The organism is Priestia sp. P5 (assembly GCF_029522155.1).
GTDB classification, from domain to species: domain Bacteria; phylum Bacillota; class Bacilli; order Bacillales; family Bacillaceae_H; genus Priestia; species Priestia megaterium_E.
This window is the reverse complement of record NZ_JAKWFJ010000001.1, coordinates 150989-165832: the sequence shown is the minus strand read 5'-3', so window position 1 is coordinate 165832 and position 14844 is coordinate 150989. Positions and strand designations below refer to the sequence as shown.

At 39.9% G+C, this 14844-nt stretch carries 16 protein-coding genes and 3 other annotated features (1 of these 19 running past the window's edge); of the genes, 3 read left to right on the top strand and 13 right to left on the bottom strand.

Translation table 11 applies throughout. From position 1 onward, the window contains the following. Positions 1-16: 16 nt before the first annotated feature. The 3 genes from polX to zapA form a co-directional block, all read right to left on the bottom strand. The gene (gene polX / locus MMB69_RS00820; protein ID WP_277447023.1) at positions 17-1729 is read right to left on the bottom strand and encodes a DNA polymerase/3'-5' exonuclease PolX; all 1713 of its coding nucleotides are present in this window, start codon (positions 1727-1729) and stop codon (positions 17-19) included. Between the two features lie 198 nt (positions 1730-1927). After that, positions 1928-2485 (bottom strand): CvpA family protein, encoded by a 558-nt coding sequence (locus MMB69_RS00815; protein ID WP_014458067.1) that lies wholly within the window; start codon positions 2483-2485, stop codon positions 1928-1930. Then, positions 2482-2742, bottom strand: a complete 261-nt coding sequence (zapA, locus tag MMB69_RS00810) for a cell division protein ZapA (protein WP_013059415.1) — start codon at positions 2740-2742, stop codon at positions 2482-2484. Before zapA ends, MMB69_RS00815 begins: the two co-directional genes overlap by 4 nt. A gap of 143 nt (positions 2743-2885) precedes the next feature. Here zapA and rnhC point away from each other — a divergent pair, with 143 nt between their 5' ends. Further along, the gene (rnhC, locus tag MMB69_RS00805) at positions 2886-3800 is read left to right on the top strand and encodes a ribonuclease HIII (RefSeq protein ID WP_221784661.1); all 915 of its coding nucleotides are present in this window, start codon (positions 2886-2888) and stop codon (positions 3798-3800) included. 33 nt (positions 3801-3833) lie between these two features. Here rnhC and pheT read toward each other — a convergent pair whose 3' ends face one another. The 3 genes from pheT to MMB69_RS00790 form a co-directional block, all read right to left on the bottom strand. Continuing rightward, a complete protein-coding gene (gene pheT / locus MMB69_RS00800) occupies positions 3834-6248 on the bottom strand; it encodes a phenylalanine--tRNA ligase subunit beta (RefSeq protein ID WP_277447022.1) in 2415 nt (804 codons plus the stop codon). A gap of 13 nt (positions 6249-6261) precedes the next feature. Continuing rightward, positions 6262-7296, bottom strand: coding sequence for a phenylalanine--tRNA ligase subunit alpha (gene pheS, locus MMB69_RS00795; protein WP_277447021.1), 1035 nt, complete (start codon positions 7294-7296; stop codon positions 6262-6264). Positions 7297-7350: 54 nt separating this feature from the next. Next, positions 7351-7586, bottom strand: a binding site (T-box leader). A gap of 48 nt (positions 7587-7634) precedes the next feature. Further along, positions 7635-8399, bottom strand: coding sequence for a TrmH family RNA methyltransferase (locus MMB69_RS00790; RefSeq protein ID WP_221784664.1), 765 nt, complete (start codon positions 8397-8399; stop codon positions 7635-7637). 140 nt (positions 8400-8539) lie between these two features. On the opposite strand from MMB69_RS00790, the gene sspI reads away from it, so the two are divergent. Then, a complete protein-coding gene (sspI, locus tag MMB69_RS00785) occupies positions 8540-8746 on the top strand; it encodes a small acid-soluble spore protein SspI (RefSeq protein ID WP_013059420.1) in 207 nt (68 codons plus the stop codon). Positions 8747-8802: 56 nt separating this feature from the next. Here sspI and MMB69_RS00780 read toward each other — a convergent pair whose 3' ends face one another. Further along, entirely contained in the window at positions 8803-9888 is a 1086-nt protein-coding gene (locus tag MMB69_RS00780) for a M42 family metallopeptidase (protein WP_264408609.1), read from the bottom strand. Positions 9889-9965: 77 nt separating this feature from the next. Beyond that, positions 9966-10454 carry a dUTP diphosphatase gene (locus MMB69_RS00775; RefSeq protein WP_221784666.1) on the bottom strand — a complete coding sequence of 163 codons (489 nt, stop codon included), beginning with the start codon at positions 10452-10454 and terminating at the stop codon, positions 9966-9968. Positions 10455-10586: 132 nt separating this feature from the next. On the opposite strand from MMB69_RS00775, the gene MMB69_RS00770 reads away from it, so the two are divergent. Then, on the top strand, positions 10587-10964 hold the full coding sequence (locus MMB69_RS00770; RefSeq protein WP_016765696.1) for a hypothetical protein: 378 nt from the start codon (positions 10587-10589) through the stop codon (positions 10962-10964). Positions 10965-10982: 18 nt separating this feature from the next. Here the strand turns inward: MMB69_RS00770 and MMB69_RS00765 are convergent, their stop codons facing one another. The 5 genes from MMB69_RS00765 to thrS all read right to left on the bottom strand — a co-directional run bounded on the left by MMB69_RS00765 (position 10983) and on the right by thrS (position 14750). Then, positions 10983-11243, bottom strand: a complete 261-nt coding sequence (locus tag MMB69_RS00765) for a DUF1294 domain-containing protein (protein ID WP_221784667.1) — start codon at positions 11241-11243, stop codon at positions 10983-10985. A gap of 60 nt (positions 11244-11303) precedes the next feature. Then, positions 11304-11663, bottom strand: a complete 360-nt coding sequence (gene rplT / locus MMB69_RS00760; RefSeq protein ID WP_013059425.1) for a 50S ribosomal protein L20 — start codon at positions 11661-11663, stop codon at positions 11304-11306. A 39-nt stretch (positions 11664-11702) separates the two neighbouring features. Further along, positions 11703-11903, bottom strand: a complete 201-nt coding sequence (rpmI, locus tag MMB69_RS00755; protein ID WP_013059426.1) for a 50S ribosomal protein L35 — start codon at positions 11901-11903, stop codon at positions 11703-11705. A 21-nt stretch (positions 11904-11924) separates the two neighbouring features. After that, on the bottom strand, positions 11925-12428 hold the full coding sequence (gene infC / locus MMB69_RS00750; protein WP_013059427.1) for a translation initiation factor IF-3: 504 nt from the start codon (positions 12426-12428) through the stop codon (positions 11925-11927). A gap of 69 nt (positions 12429-12497) precedes the next feature. After that, positions 12498-12620: a sequence feature (ribosomal protein L20 leader region), on the bottom strand. Positions 12621-12791: 171 nt separating this feature from the next. Continuing rightward, entirely contained in the window at positions 12792-14750 is a 1959-nt protein-coding gene (gene thrS / locus MMB69_RS00745) for a threonine--tRNA ligase (protein WP_205689533.1), read from the bottom strand. Between the two features lie 44 nt (positions 14751-14794). Then, positions 14795-14844: a binding site (T-box leader), on the bottom strand; it runs 199 nt beyond the window's last position.

Here is a 14844-nt window from a genome sequence, read left to right as displayed (position 1 = left end):
TGATTCCTCCTGTTGCTTATTTATGTCGATTTAAAAAGGCGGTTAATTCTTTGAGGCTATACGTATTTAATACCGTTTCTGGTTTAAGCCAGCCTTTAATTCCCGTAGATATTCCAATCTCCATATGCTCTAGCATGTCTAGATTGTGAGCATCTGTATTAATAGCAATTTTAACTCCTGCCTCTTGGGCTTTTTTTATGTGCTCAGCGGCTAAATCTAAACGGTTTGGGTTCGCGTTTAGTTCAAGAGCCGTTTTTGTTTCTTTAGCTAATTCAATCAGCATATCAATATCTACATCATATCCGTTGCGGCGACCAATCAAACGACCGGTCGGATGAGCGATTAAATCTACATGCACATTGTTTAACGCTTGCTTTAAGCGATTCATAATTTCTTCGCGTGATTGCGAAAAACTAGAGTGAATGGACGCAATAACAAAATCTAGCTCAGCTAGCACTTCATCATCATAATCAAGTTTTGCATCAGGCAAAATATCCATTTCAATTCCTGCTAGTATTGTAAAATCATCGAACTGTGCGTTTAAACGATTAATTTCTTCACGCTGTTTACGAATGCGTTCAGGCGTTAGACCGTTGGCTACTTTTAAATACTGAGAATGGTCTGTAATCGCCATGTACTCATAGCCTCGTGCACGACATGCTTCCGCCATTTCTCCAATTGAATACGCCCCGTCGCTCCACGTGGAGTGCATATGCAAATCACCTTTTACCGCACCGTAGGTCACAAGCGTTTGAGGTTTTATAAATGCATCTACTTCCGTTCCATCTTCACGAAGTTCCGGCGGAATAAAAGACAGCCCAAAATGTTCATAGAATGCTTGTTCAGACTCAAAAGTCATGACTTCGCCTGTCTCCGCATTTTCAACGCCATACTCGCTAATTTTTTCACCGCGTTCTTTTGCTAATTGACGCATACGCACATTATGATCTTTTGATCCTGTAAAATGGTGAAGCGTTGTGGCAAACGCTTTATCTTCTACAAGACGAAAATCCACAGACACATCGTACTCATAGGCTAACGTTACCGATACTTTTGTATCTCCATTTGCAATGATATCCTTCACATTTGGCAGCGATACTAGCTGTTCACGGACAGCATGAGGCTCAGCTGTTGAAATAATAAAATCAAGATCTTTTACGGTTTCCCTCATGCGGCGAATGCTCCCTGCTTGAGAAAAACGCTCAATGCTATGCATCTGTTTAAGGGCTTCTAAAATTTCGTCCGCTATTGGAAGCATAAAAGCAAGAGGCAAACGATCAGGACGCTTTCCAAATTCTTCGATAGCAGCGATGATTTTCTCTTCTGTCTTTTTGGCAAAACCGCTTAGTTCCTGCACTCGATTTTCCATACAAGCCTGATGCAGTGATTCCATATCTCGAATATCTAGCTCTTTATATAATTTAGCAATTTTTTTACCCCCAAGCCCCGGCAGCTTAAGCAAAGGAATAAGTCCTTCAGGAACTTCTTGCTTTAGTTCTTCTAATACGCTTGACTCATTTGTTTCCATATACTCTGTAATGACGGCAGCCGTTCCTTTTCCAATCCCTTGGAGCTTAGTAAAATCCTCAATCTCTGTCAGCGTTCTCTCGTCCGTTTCTAGCGCTGCAGCTGCTTTTCGAAAAGCAGAAATTTTAAAAGGGTTATCTCCTTTTAATTCCATATATGTAGCAATTGTTTCTAACAATTTAATAATATCCTTTTTATTCATCTCTTTTCACCAGCCTATTATTATAATAACGAAACTTTCAAAAACATGATGAGTGACATATGTACTCTCTCAAATTTTCATCTAGACATACTTTTATCCTCGTGAAAACCGCAGATCAGACTGCGATAAAAAAAGAGGGTATCTCAAAAGTATTATGACACTTTCGACACACCCTCTCAACAAACTATTGTAATTTCATTACATTACACCATACTGAGTCCACAAATCTTGAATCGCAGACGATAAGTATGGAGTATTTTGTACGATATTGATTGCAATTGAAGACTGTTGAATTGGCGTTTGAATTTCACTTACAGGAATCACGGCTCCAATGTATAACAAAATAAAAACGATGATATACACTTCAACGAATCCAAGTGCACCTCCGCCCCATTTATTTAACTGGCGCAGAATTGGCAGTTCGGTTAAAGCCGTTAAGACAGAGCCTGCAAGGCGAAGTACAATGTGAGTAGCAAAAAATAAAATCGCAAATGCAATCATTCGATAAAAAGCGTCTTCTATCGTTCCAGAATCAAATACAAACGATGCGACACTTTGCTGCTGAATATTGTCCGGAAACGGAATCAGCAAGCGAAGTCGGCTTGCCAAATCTCCACTAAACATATAAGCGACGATAAACGAAACCGCAAAACTGACAATATGAATGAGCTGCAAAATAAATCCTCTTTTAAGACCTGTTACAAAGCCTAAAAGAAGCAATATAATTAAAATGATATTAAGCATTGACTCAGTCATTCCTCTTTTCCATAAAGTTTTTGTTCAAGTCTCTCATAGTCTTCTTTCAGTTTTATATATTCGTGTACAGCATTCACAGCTGTTAATACTGCTAATTTATTGATATCTAAAGAAGGGTTTTTAGTACTGATTTCACGCATTTTTTCATCCACTATAGAGGCGACAAGTCGAATATGGCTTGTACTTTCGCTACCGACGATGCTGTACTGCTGACCAAAGATGTCAACTGTCGCACGTGTTTTATCTTGTCTTGACACGAGAAAATCCTCCGTTCCACGAAAAATCCTAATCCCTATCATACCACGAAGAAGACTTCAATGGAAACATATCTATATTTAAGCTATCATAAGGGATAGTGCTTATAAAGTAAACTAAAATACCCCGAAAGGAGTGAAGCATTATGTCACATGCTGTTATTAAGGTATCAGCTGATCAAATAGCTAAAATGAAGCTTCATTACACATCCTATCTACAGCCCAAACTTCCGCAGGGAAGTATTTTTGCAGCTAAAACTCCCGGCTGTTCTATCACTGCGTACCGCTCTGGAAAAGTACTTTTTCAAGGAAAAGAAGCTGAAACAGAAGCGGCTAAGTGGGGAGGCCCTTTAGATGCTGCGAAAAAGGCTCCTGTCTCACACCTCCCATCAAACTTCAGCTCACTATCGGTCATCGGTTCTGACGAGGTAGGGACGGGAGATTATTTTGGTCCTATGACCGTAGTTGCTGCCTATGTTCAAAAAGAGCAGCTTCCTTTGTTAAAAGAATTAGGAGTACGAGATTCAAAAGAGTTAACGGATGCTAAGATCATTGAAATTGCCAAGCAGCTTGTTTCGTTTATTCCCTATAGTTTGCTTGTTTTACATAACGAAAAGTATAATGCATTTCAAGAAAAAGGCATGTCACAAGGTAAAATGAAAGCTCTGTTACACAACAAAGCTTTATCCAACGTGTTAAAAAAATTAGACCCTGAAAAACCCGATGCCATTTTAATTGACCAGTTTGTCGAAAAAAACACCTATTATAAACATGTGGTAAAGGAAAAAGAAATTATCAAAGAAAATGTCTTTTTCAGCACAAAAGGAGAGAGCGTTCATTTATCTGTAGCTGCTGCTTCCATTATTGCCAGATACGCATTTTTAAAACAAATGGATTTGCTGACGGAAAAGACCGGGATGGTTATTCCTCGCGGAGCTGGCGCACAAGTTGATATCGCCGCTGCTAAAATCATTAAAAAACATGGCTTGAATGCGCTGAACTCTTTAGCTAAAATTCATTTTGCTAATACAGAAAAAGCTTTAAAATTAGCTAAAAAATAAGAGATGTGGAAATCCACATCTCTTTTCTTATTCTTATGAACGAAGCGTTGCACCAAATTCTTTTTCTACAGCCTCTAACACTGCACCATGTGCTTTTGCTACTTCTTCATCAGTTAATGTACGTTCAGGATCTAAGTAACGTAAAGAGAAAGCTACAGATTTCTTGCCTTCTTCCATACGCTCTCCTTCATATAGATCAAATACCGTCACGTCTTTTAAAAGTTCTCCGCCCGTCGTATAGATGACGCGCTGAACTTCTCCTGCAAGAACGTTTTTATCTACAACAAGTGCAATATCACGTGTAATAGATGGGAATCTTGGAATAGCTGAATAACGAACTTCTTCGACATCTGCAGCTAATAGCTCTTGAAGGTGTAATTCAAATACGTATGTTTCACGAAGACCATACTGTTTCTGAGCAACAGGATGAACTTGACCTACGTATCCAATTTCTTTTTCATCTAACCATACAGCCGCTGTACGTCCAGGGTGCATACCGTCTTTTTTCACAGGAGCATATGAGATTCGTTTCTCTAAACCAAGCTGTGCAAATAACCCTTCTAGTACACCTTTAATCACATAGAAATCAACGACTTTCTTTTCACCTTGCCAGCCGTGAGCATTCCATAGACCCGTGATTGCCCCAGCTACGCGCTCCTGCTCATCCGGTAATTCTCCTTCACCTTTAGATAAGAACACTGAGCCTGTTTCGTATAGTGCAATAGAATCCGATTGGCGAGCATTATTATGCTTCACTGCTTCTAGCAAATGAGGCACTAAGCTTTGACGAAGGATGCTGCGATCTTCACTCATCGGCATTGCTAAACCAATTGTACTTGTTGCATTTAGTGCAAACTGAGTAGCTTTTTCAGCGCTCGTTAACGAATATGTTGTTGTTTGTGCTAGTCCCGCACCTTCTAAGAAACGGCGAACTTTACGGCGTCCAAGCTGATACTCCGTTAATTTCCCTGGAGTTGCCACTGTTACAGGAAGTGTTGTAGGAAGGTTGTCATAGCCATACATACGCGCTACTTCCTCGACGATATCTTCTTCAATTGTAATATCGCCTCGACGAGTTGGCACTGTTACAACAATGGTTTCGTCTTCCACTTTGTTTTCAAATTGAAGACGGTTCATAATGTCTTGTACTTCTTCCATTGATAGCTCTGTACCAAGCACATCGTTAATACGTCCAAGTGACACAGCTACAACAGCAGGTTCCACAGTTAGTGTATCTACTTCTACAGTACCGCTTACCACTTCACCTGAAGCGTATTCAGCCATTAATTCTGCTGCGCGGTCAGCAGCTACACGCGTACGGTTAGGATCAATTCCTTTTTCAAAACGAGCGCTTGCCTCACTGCGAAGACCGTGGTCTTTTGAAGCTTGGCGAACCGTTAAGCCTTTGAAGTAAGCTGATTCAATGAGAACATTTACCGTATCGTCTTTTACTTCGGAGTTCGCTCCGCCCATTACACCTGCAAGAGCTACCGGCTCACTTCCGTTTGTAATGACAAGCTGATTGCCTTTTAATACGCGCTCTTGGTCATCAAGTGTTACAAACTTCTCGCCTTCTGACGCGTGACGTACAACAATTTCCTTTGAACCAAGACGATCATAGTCAAAAGCATGCAGCGGCTGGCCGTATTCAAGCAAAATATAGTTGGTAATATCAACAACGTTGTTATGAGGTCGAATACCAGCTGCCATTAAACGCGTTTGCATCCATAATGGTGACGGAGCAATTTTTACGTTTTTCACAACGCGCGCTACGTAAAGGGGATTGTCTTCTTTTGCCTCTACTTTAACGGAAATATAATCAGCTGCTTGCTCATCAGACGTTTGCACGTTTACTGACGGGTACTTCACTTCACGACGTAAAATAGCAGCCACTTCATGCGCTACACCTAACATACTTAAGCAGTCTGAACGGTTTGGTGTTAGCCCTAGTTCTAATACTTCATCGTTTAAGTTTAATGCATCTAGTGCATCCGCTCCTACTTCAGCATCGCTTGGGAACACGAAGATGCCTTCTTGATAATCTTTTGCCACAAGCTTGCCTTCAATGCCAAGCTCTTGAAGAGAACAAATCATACCGTTCGATTCTTCACCGCGAAGCTTAGCACGCTTGATTTTAAAGTTACCTGGAAGTACAGCTCCCACTTTTGCAACCGCTACTTTTTGACCTTGTGCCACGTTCGGTGCTCCGCACACGATTTGAACGATTTCTCCTCCGCCAAGATCTACTTGACAGCGGCTTAATTTATCAGCATTTGGATGCTGTTCACGTTCTACAACGTGACCAATTACTACTCCGCTGATGCCTTTATTTAAGTTTTCTACACCTTCAACTTCAATTCCACTTTTTGTGATTTTATCTGCTAACTCTTCTGCCGTTACGCCTGATAAGTCAACATACTCTTGTAACCAACGATAAGATACAAACATCGTAGTCCCTCCTTTATACTTGTTTAAATTGATCTAAGAAACGAACATCATTTGTATAGAAATGACGAATATCATCCACGCCGTGTTTTAACATAGCAATACGCTCTACACCGATTCCGAAAGCAAAACCACGATATTTAGTTGAATCGTATCCAGCCATTTCAAGAACGTTTGGATGAACCATGCCGGCTCCTAAAATTTCAATCCAGCCTGTTTGTTTACATACATTACATCCTTTACCTCCACATTTTGCACACGATACGTCTACTTCTACAGACGGCTCAGTGAACGGGAAGAAACTTGGACGAAGACGAATTTCACGGTCTGCACCGAACATCTTTTTCACAAATACTTCAAGCGTGCCTTTTAAATCACTCATACGAATGTTTTCGTCTACTACAAGACCTTCAATTTGCATGAATTGATGAGAATGCGTAGCATCATCGTCATCGCGGCGATACACTTTACCCGGGCAAATAATTTTAACAGGTTCTTTGCCTTCATTCTTGTTCATAACACGAGCTTGAACAGTTGATGTATGCGTGCGAAGAAGCGTTTCTTCCGTAATATAGAACGTATCTTGCATATCACGTGCTGGGTGACCTTTTGGCAAGTTCAGCGCTTCGAAATTATAGTAGTCCTGCTCTACTTCCGGTCCTTCTGCTACTTCATAGCCCATTCCTAAGAATAAATCTTCTACTTCTTCAATCACGCTTGTTAGCGGGTGATGCGTACCCGCTTTAACAGGGCGTCCTGGCAGCGTTACGTCGATTGTTTCTGAAGCAAGTTTGCGCTCTACCTCAGCTGCTTCTAACGCCGTTTGTTTTTCTTCAATTTTAGATGCAATAGCTTCACGCACTTCATTTGCAAGTGCTCCCATTACAGGACGCTCTTCAGCTGAAAGTTTTCCCATACCGCGAAGTACTTCTGTGATAGGGCCTTTCTTTCCTAAATAAGCTACGCGTACGTCGTTTAATTCTTTTAAAGCACTTGCTGCTTCGACTTTTGCAATTGCTTCTTGTTGAAGTTCTTGTAAACGTTCTTTCATCACTTATTCCTCCTTTTAACGTAAAAAATGACAAATAAAAAAACCTCCTCCCAAAAAAGGGACGAGGATTAGTCGCGTTACCACCCTTGTTAACTATATACGCAGACGTATACAGTTCACTTCATTCAAGTTAACGGAATCTCCGGAACACCTTTACATCTAGGTAAGATGGTCTAAGTGTCAACTCAAGAGGTGAATTCACTTATTACATTTATAAAAATGCTTTCAGTCACGGCATTTTCTCCCTGCATAAACGGACATAAGCTACTGCTCTCTTTCATCGTTTTTTACATATGTAACTATTGTATTATTATAGTGAAAACACGTTCTCGATGCAACTACATTCCGCGTAAATAATAAAGTAAGATTCCAGAAGCGATGGCAACATTTAGCGACTCGCTCTTTCCATAGATAGGAATGTACAGATTCTGATCCGTTTGTTCCAGCACTTTCTCGCTTACGCCGTTTCCTTCATTTCCTACAATCAGCGCAAATTCGTTTGAAGGTTTTATGTGCGTGTAGACCTTTCCATTTTGTAGCGACGTACCGTAAATCGCTATTCCTCTTTCTTTTAACAGTGAAATTATTTCGAGTAAATCACCTTTTACAATTGGAAGATGAAAAATCGCTCCTTGCGTTGAACGAACGACTTTTGGGTTGTACACATCCACGCTGCCCTCTCCAACAATAATAGCCTCCACTCCGGCAGCATCAGCGGTTCGGATAATGGTGCCTAGGTTACCTGGATCTTGCACCGCATCTAAAAGCAATACTTTCTGCGCTGTATGAATAATTTCCGCATGCTTTGTTTGAAAACACACGGCAATAATTCCTTGAGGTGTTTCTGTGTCAGATAATAACTTACTAATTGCTTCGTTTACAACGGTTATTTCGATACCGTCTATGTTCCACTGTGCGGGCACTTCGGTCGATTCGCGTATAATTAGTTCCTTTACGCAATCCTTATTTTTGATAGCCTCTTCGACTAAATGAAAGCCTTCTACCATAAAAAGGCCCTGCTTATCACGGTCTTTTTTATTATGCAGCTTTTTCCACGCTTTTACCTGCGGATTTTTAACTGAATCAATTTGTTTCACAAACATAACTCCTTTATCTATACAAAAATAAATAGTTCGATTACATTTTGCTCAATAATCATTAGATAAGTTTCACTTTATTGTACATAGAAATCGCAAAGAAAACAAAAACTATTGGTAACTTTACGATAGCTGAGGTGAAAATGATGGATCTTAATTTACGAAATGCTGTTATTGCAAACGTTTCAGGAAACTCAAAAGAAGAGCTTGAAGCTACAATTTCTGACGCTATTCAAAGCGGCGAAGAAAAAATGCTCCCTGGACTTGGTGTTTTATTTGAGGTGCTTTGGGAAAAGTCTCCAGAATCAGAAAAAGAAGAAATTCTGACAACGCTTGAAAACGGTTTAAAATAAATAGCCTTTTCCTCTGTACAGCAAAAAGCTCATTCTCCTAGGAGAATGAGCTTTTTTTAATTATACGTAATTGCGTTAACCGTATCACGGTCTAAGCGTTTAATTACTTCAGCAATTAATTTGACTGCATTTTCATAATCATCACGATGAAGCATCGCTGCATGAGAATGGATATAACGAGTTGCGATCGTAATTGAAAGTGCTGGCACCCCGTTAGCTGAAATATGGATAGAACCTGAGTCCGTACCGCCTCCAGCGATTGCATCAAATTGATATGGAATATTTAATTCATCTGCCACATCTACCACTGTATCTCGAAGTCCTTTATGAGAAACCATGGAAGCATCATATAAAATGATTTGCGGACCATCTCCCATTTTAGAAGATGCTTCTTTATCAGAAACACCAGGTGTATCTCCAGCGATACCGACATCAACAGCAAATGCAATATCCGGTTCAATAAAGTTAGCGGATGTTTTTGCACCTCGGAGTCCAACTTCTTCTTGCACCGTTCCTACACCATACACAACATTTTCATGTTTTTCATTTTTTAAAGCTTTTAATACATCGATAGCAATTGCACAGCCAATACGGTTATCCCAGGCTTTCGCTAGCAGCATCTTTTCGTTGTTCATAACCGTAAATTCGAAATAAGGCACAACCTGATCACCAGGTTTCACTCCCCACTCCGCTACTTCTTCTCTGCTAGAAGCACCAATATCGATGAACATATCTTTAATGTCAACTGGCTTTTTACGAACTTCTGGAGGCAGGATATGAGGAGGCTTTGAGCCAATAATCCCCGTTACCTCTCCTTTAGATGTAACGATGGTTACGCGTTGAGCAAGCATAACTTGAGACCACCATCCGCCTACCGTTTGAAAACGAATAAAGCCGCGTTCATCAATTTGAGTCACCATAAAACCGACTTCATCCAAATGACCGGCTACCATAATTTTAGGCCCTTGTTCATTGCCCACCTTTTTCGCAATCAAACTGCCTAGACCATCCGTCGTTACTTCATCTGCATAAGGTGCAATATATTTCTTCATAACCTCACGCGGTTCACGCTCATTTCCAGGAATTCCTTTTGCATCTGTTAGTGCTTTAAGCATTGTCAATGTTTCATCTAACTTTGTCATATGGATTACCCCTTTCATATGTATACCTCTATTATAGCTAAAAAGAGGTTGAAGTAAAATTTCCCATCCCTTTATTTCTAGTATCCTTGTTCTTGACGCTTAAAATTCACTTCATTTTTTGAGATGTATGCTTCTTCAATATGTTCAGCGGAAAAACCAAACATATCGCCAAGCGTCATGTAAGATACAAACATGTCCACATAGTTTTCTTTCGACTGATCCTGCTCGAAAGCAGCAACTTGTGCAAATACCTGTAAAAATTGTGCTGTTTTTGAATCGCTTGCTTTTGCATTTGGTAACTCAGTTAAATCATCGTATCCTTTTTCAATACCTAAAGAAAGGATAAAATGTACGCCGTCCACAAATTCTTCTAAAATAACAGCGTCTTCAGCGGGAGGTTTGACGCTCCAAAATTTGAAGCAGCGCGTTTCGTTTGCCAGCTCTCCGATTTCGACAAGCATTGCTAAAAGCTTTCTCGGAACCAAGTTTTCCTTATGAAGCTCATGCTTGTCCTCTATATGCTGATCCAGCTGGCGCTGCATGGTAAATAGCTGTTGTAAATTCAATGTAATCACTCCTGTAATTATGTATATCTTCTTCTTTTTAAACCAATAAAGAAATTATATCAAAAATCATGAAACTTTTTAGAAACTCGAACGTAAAGTAAGAAAACTGTGCCTTGTAAAGGAGGGAGCGTTATGTTTGTTATTGTTATCGTTCGCGTGTTCATTTTCGCGCTTGTTGCTTACACGCTATTAAAGCTGGTTCAGCATTTTCGCAGTCCAAAGCGGAAGCTTGTAGCAGCTCAGGAACATCAGCAATTTTTTGTCGTTGACGAAAAAACGAATATCCGCAAAAATTTTCTACTAACGTATAAAGGTATTTTATTTGAAGGAGAAAAATACAGCAATCCCAATGAACCAGAATCTTTGTCAATTACAATGGTGTTAACAGATCCATCTCGATTACATGAACTGCAAAAACAAGATTTCAAGCTGCTGGAAAGCCACGTACACGACATGTATCCAAATGCTCCTATTCGCTGGAAAAGCCCCGTTCGAGAATTTTTACACTGAGCACAAAATCATTTGTGCTCAGCTGATAACAAAAAAGAAAAGTAAGTCAAGAGCAGCAAGAATAGGAAAACCTACTTTAAACGATGTGTGCTTCGTTTTATGACGATAGCAATACATACCAATCAGTCCTCCAATGGCTCCTCCGACAGCAGCTACCGTCCACAGTGTGCTTTCGGCAATTCTCCACTCATGTCTTTTCGCTTTTTGTTTGTCTCTATACATCATTCCTACCCCTACGATATTAATAATAATAAAATAGGTAAGCAGCAGTTCATTCATGATATGTCCTCCGATAGCAAAAAAGCCTCATCATCCAAAGATGACGAGACTTTATATTCATTACTTATCTAAGCCTTTTTTAGCAGCAGTTGCTAATTCAGCAAATGCTTTTTCATCAGCTACAGCTAAGTCAGCAAGCATTTTGCGGTTAACTTCAATACCTGCTAATTTTAAACCGTGCATTAAACGGCTGTAAGAAAGACCGTTCATACGAGCAGCTGCATTAATACGTGTGATCCATAATTTACGGAAGTCACGTTTTTTCTGACGACGGTCACGATAAGCATACATGTGAGATTTCATAACTTGCTGATTAGCAACTTTATATAATCTATGCTTCGAACCGAAGAAACCTTTAGCTAATTTTAAAACTTTTTTACGACGTTTGCGTGTTACTGTACCGCCTTTTACGCGTGGCATAATTGTTTACCTCCTGTATTGTTTCTATCTCAACCCAAATTACTTAATGTTATCTAATAAGTGACGGATACGTTTGAAGTCACCTTTGCTTACTAAAGAACCTTTACGTAATTTACGCTTTTGTTTTGTAGATTTGTTAGCGAATAAATGGCTTGTGTAAGCACGAGCACGTTTTAATTTACCGCTTCCAGTCTTTTTGAAACGCTTTGCAGCGCCACGATGTGTTTTCATTTTTGGCATGGGGTGTTCCTCCTCGTTCTATTACTTTTCGTTTTTAGGTGCCAAGACTAAGAACATGCTGCGGCCTTCCATTTTAGGAGCCGATTCAACTGAACTTACATCTTCGCAAGCTTGTGAAAAACGTTCAAGTACTTTTTGGCCAATCCCTTTATGAGTAATGGCACGACCTTTAAAGCGAATAGACGCTTTCACTTTGTCACCTTTTTCAAGGAACTTGCGTGCGTTACGAAGTTTAGTGTTAAAATCATGTTCATCAATTGTTGGACTTAAACGAACTTCTTTTAAGTTTACAACTTTTTGGTTTTTACGAGCTTCTCTTTCTTTACGTTGTTGCTCATAGCGGAATTTACCGTAGTCCATAATACGACATACCGGCGGTTTCGCATTTGCAGCAACCATTACTAAGTCAAGATTTACTCGTGAAGCAATTTCTAATGCTTCATTTTTTGATTTAATTCCTAATTGTTCACCGTTTTGATCAATTAGACGAACTTCGCGAGCTCGAATGCCCTCGTTTACCATCATGTCCTTGCTAATAAGTAGCCACCTCCAAGGTTTAATGAGCGAATACGCTTGCTTAGACCGATTATTAACTCACACAAAAAAGTGTGAGTACATACTGCACCCACACTTCTATCGTTTTAATTAAGATACGATGTACCTGCTAACTGCTTTATGCGTCACTCAGGTGAGAAGCGGGTGCTTCTTCTTCTGTATAAACAAGTATTCAATTACTTAAGCTATTATAGTATCAACAAAGACAAAAGTCAATGATTTCGTTCTTTTTTCACAACAAAAATTATTGTATCAAAGGAAAACCATTTATGCAACAGTTTTTTATAAATGTTAGATAAAAAAGCAGAGAACTTCAATTCTCTGCTTTTTTCATTAACGAGATGCTTCTGCTTTTACATTTTGTAAAAAGGCTTGGAAATCCACTGTTTCTGAATTCTGCTCACCATATTTACGTACGTTTACTGCTTTATCCTCTACTTCTTTATCCCCTACAACAAGCATATAAGGAATTTTTTGCATTTGAGCCTCACGGATTTTATAGCCAATTTTCTCATCGCGAGAATCAAGTTCCACACGAATACCGGCAAGCTGAAGCTGTTCTTGCACTTCTTTTGCATACTCAAGGTGAACCGTAGGTGATACCGGAATCACTTGAACTTGTACAGGTGCTAACCACGTTGGGAAAGCTCCTTTGTATTCTTCGATTAAGAAAGCTACAAAACGTTCCATTGTTGACACCACGCCGCGGTGAATAACAACCGGTCGATGCTGTTTTCCGTCTTCCCCTACATACGTTAAATCAAAGCGTTCAGGAAGTAAGAAATCCAGTTGAACCGTAGATAGCGTCTCTTCTTTACCAAGAGCCGTTTTAACTTGAACATCTAGTTTTGGACCGTAGAATGCCGCTTCGCCTTCAGCTTCATAATAATCAAGGTCAAGCTCATCCATTGCGTCTTTTAACATGCTTTGTGCTTTTTCCCACATTGCATCATCATCAAAGTATTTTTCTGTATCTTCAGGGTCACGGTAAGATAGACGGAATGAATAATTTTCAAATCCAAAATCTTTATAAACCGCTTCAACTAAGCGAACCACACGAATAAATTCTTCTTTGATTTGATCCGGGCGTACAAAGATATGCGCATCATTCAGCGTCATGCCTCGAACACGCTGAAGTCCTGATAATGCTCCTGACATTTCGTAGCGGTGCATCGTTCCAAGCTCAGCAATACGGATTGGAAGCTCACGATAACTGTGAATACCTTGTTTGTAAACCATCATGTGATGAGGACAGTTCATCGGACGAAGCACCAGGTCTTCGTTATCCATTTCCATTGCAGGGAACATGTCATCTTGGTAGTGCTCCCAGTGACCAGACGTTTTGTAAAGTTCTACACTTCCAAGCACCGGAGTGTAAACGTGCTGATAACCAAGGCTTACTTCTTTATCTACGATATAACGCTCGATAATACGGCGGATCGTCGCACCTTTTGGAAGCCATAAAGGCAGACCTTGTCCTACTTTTTGAGAATTTGTAAATAAGTTTAGCTCTTTACCAAGTTTACGGTGATCACGTTCTTTTGCTTCTTCAAGAAGACGAAGATGCTCGTCTAAATCTGCTTTTGTAAAGAATGCTGTACCGTAAATACGCTGCAGCATTTGATTATCGCTGTCTCCGCGCCAATAAGCACCCGCCACGCTTAATAGTTTAAATTCTTTAATTTTGCCTGTTGACGGCACGTGTACGCCTCGACAAAGGTCAAAGAATTCGCCTTGCTGGTAAATCGTAACCTTTTCACCTGCTGGAATCGCATCGATCAATTCAAGCTTTAGTTCATCGCCAACTTCTTTAAAAAGTTGAATGGCTTCTTCACGAGAAACTTCTTTTCGTTCAATTTCAATATTTGAATTAACGATTTTTTTCATTTCTTTTTCAATTTTACCTAAATCTTCAGGAGTAATCGATTCTTCCATATCGATGTCATAGTAAAAACCGTTTTCAATGACCGGCCCTACACCTAACTGTACTTTTACATCTTTGTATAAACGTTTGATTGCTTGAGCCATTAAATGCGCTGTACTGTGACGCATAATTTCAAGCGCTTCAGGAGCATCTTGCGTAATGATTTCAAGACTGCCATCTTGTTCGATTGGCGTACGTAAATCCAGCAGCTCGCCGTTTACTTTGCCTGCTAATGCTTTCTTCTTTAATCCCGGGCTAATAGAAGCCGCAATATCTTCTGTTGATGATCCTTTTGGATACTCTTTAACAGCTCCATCAGGGAATGTCATTTTGATTACTTCTGACACAACTTTCCACTCCTTTAACATAACTGAATAAACTTTTTGTAAAAACAAAAAACTCGTCCCTTATCAAAAGGGACGAGTTGTGTATACACGCGGTACCACCCTTGTTTCCTCTTCG

Excerpts from the sequence above, each read along its gene's own strand:
- polX (WP_277447023.1), bottom strand. The coding sequence starts at position 1,729 with ATGAATAAAAAGGATATTATTAAATTGTTAGAAACAATTGCTACATAT.
- MMB69_RS00815 (WP_014458067.1), bottom strand. The coding sequence starts at position 2,485 with ATGACTGAGTCAATGCTTAATATCATTTTAATTATATTGCTTCTTTTA.
- rnhC (WP_221784661.1), top strand. The coding sequence starts at position 2,886 with ATGTCACATGCTGTTATTAAGGTATCAGCTGATCAAATAGCTAAAATG.
- pheT (WP_277447022.1), bottom strand. The coding sequence starts at position 6,248 with ATGTTTGTATCTTATCGTTGGTTACAAGAGTATGTTGACTTATCAGGC.
- pheS (WP_277447021.1), bottom strand. The coding sequence starts at position 7,296 with ATGAAAGAACGTTTACAAGAACTTCAACAAGAAGCAATTGCAAAAGTC.
- MMB69_RS00790 (WP_221784664.1), bottom strand. The coding sequence starts at position 8,399 with ATGTTTGTGAAACAAATTGATTCAGTTAAAAATCCGCAGGTAAAAGCG.
- sspI (WP_013059420.1), top strand. The coding sequence starts at position 8,540 with ATGGATCTTAATTTACGAAATGCTGTTATTGCAAACGTTTCAGGAAAC.
- MMB69_RS00780 (WP_264408609.1), bottom strand. The coding sequence starts at position 9,888 with ATGACAAAGTTAGATGAAACATTGACAATGCTTAAAGCACTAACAGAT.
- MMB69_RS00770 (WP_016765696.1), top strand. The coding sequence starts at position 10,587 with ATGTTTGTTATTGTTATCGTTCGCGTGTTCATTTTCGCGCTTGTTGCT.
- MMB69_RS00765 (WP_221784667.1), bottom strand. The coding sequence starts at position 11,243 with ATGAATGAACTGCTGCTTACCTATTTTATTATTATTAATATCGTAGGG.
- rplT (WP_013059425.1), bottom strand. The coding sequence starts at position 11,663 with ATGCCACGCGTAAAAGGCGGTACAGTAACACGCAAACGTCGTAAAAAA.
- rpmI (WP_013059426.1), bottom strand. The coding sequence starts at position 11,903 with ATGCCAAAAATGAAAACACATCGTGGCGCTGCAAAGCGTTTCAAAAAG.
- infC (WP_013059427.1), bottom strand. The coding sequence starts at position 12,428 with ATGATGGTAAACGAGGGCATTCGAGCTCGCGAAGTTCGTCTAATTGAT.
- thrS (WP_205689533.1), bottom strand. The coding sequence starts at position 14,750 with ATGTTAAAGGAGTGGAAAGTTGTGTCAGAAGTAATCAAAATGACATTC.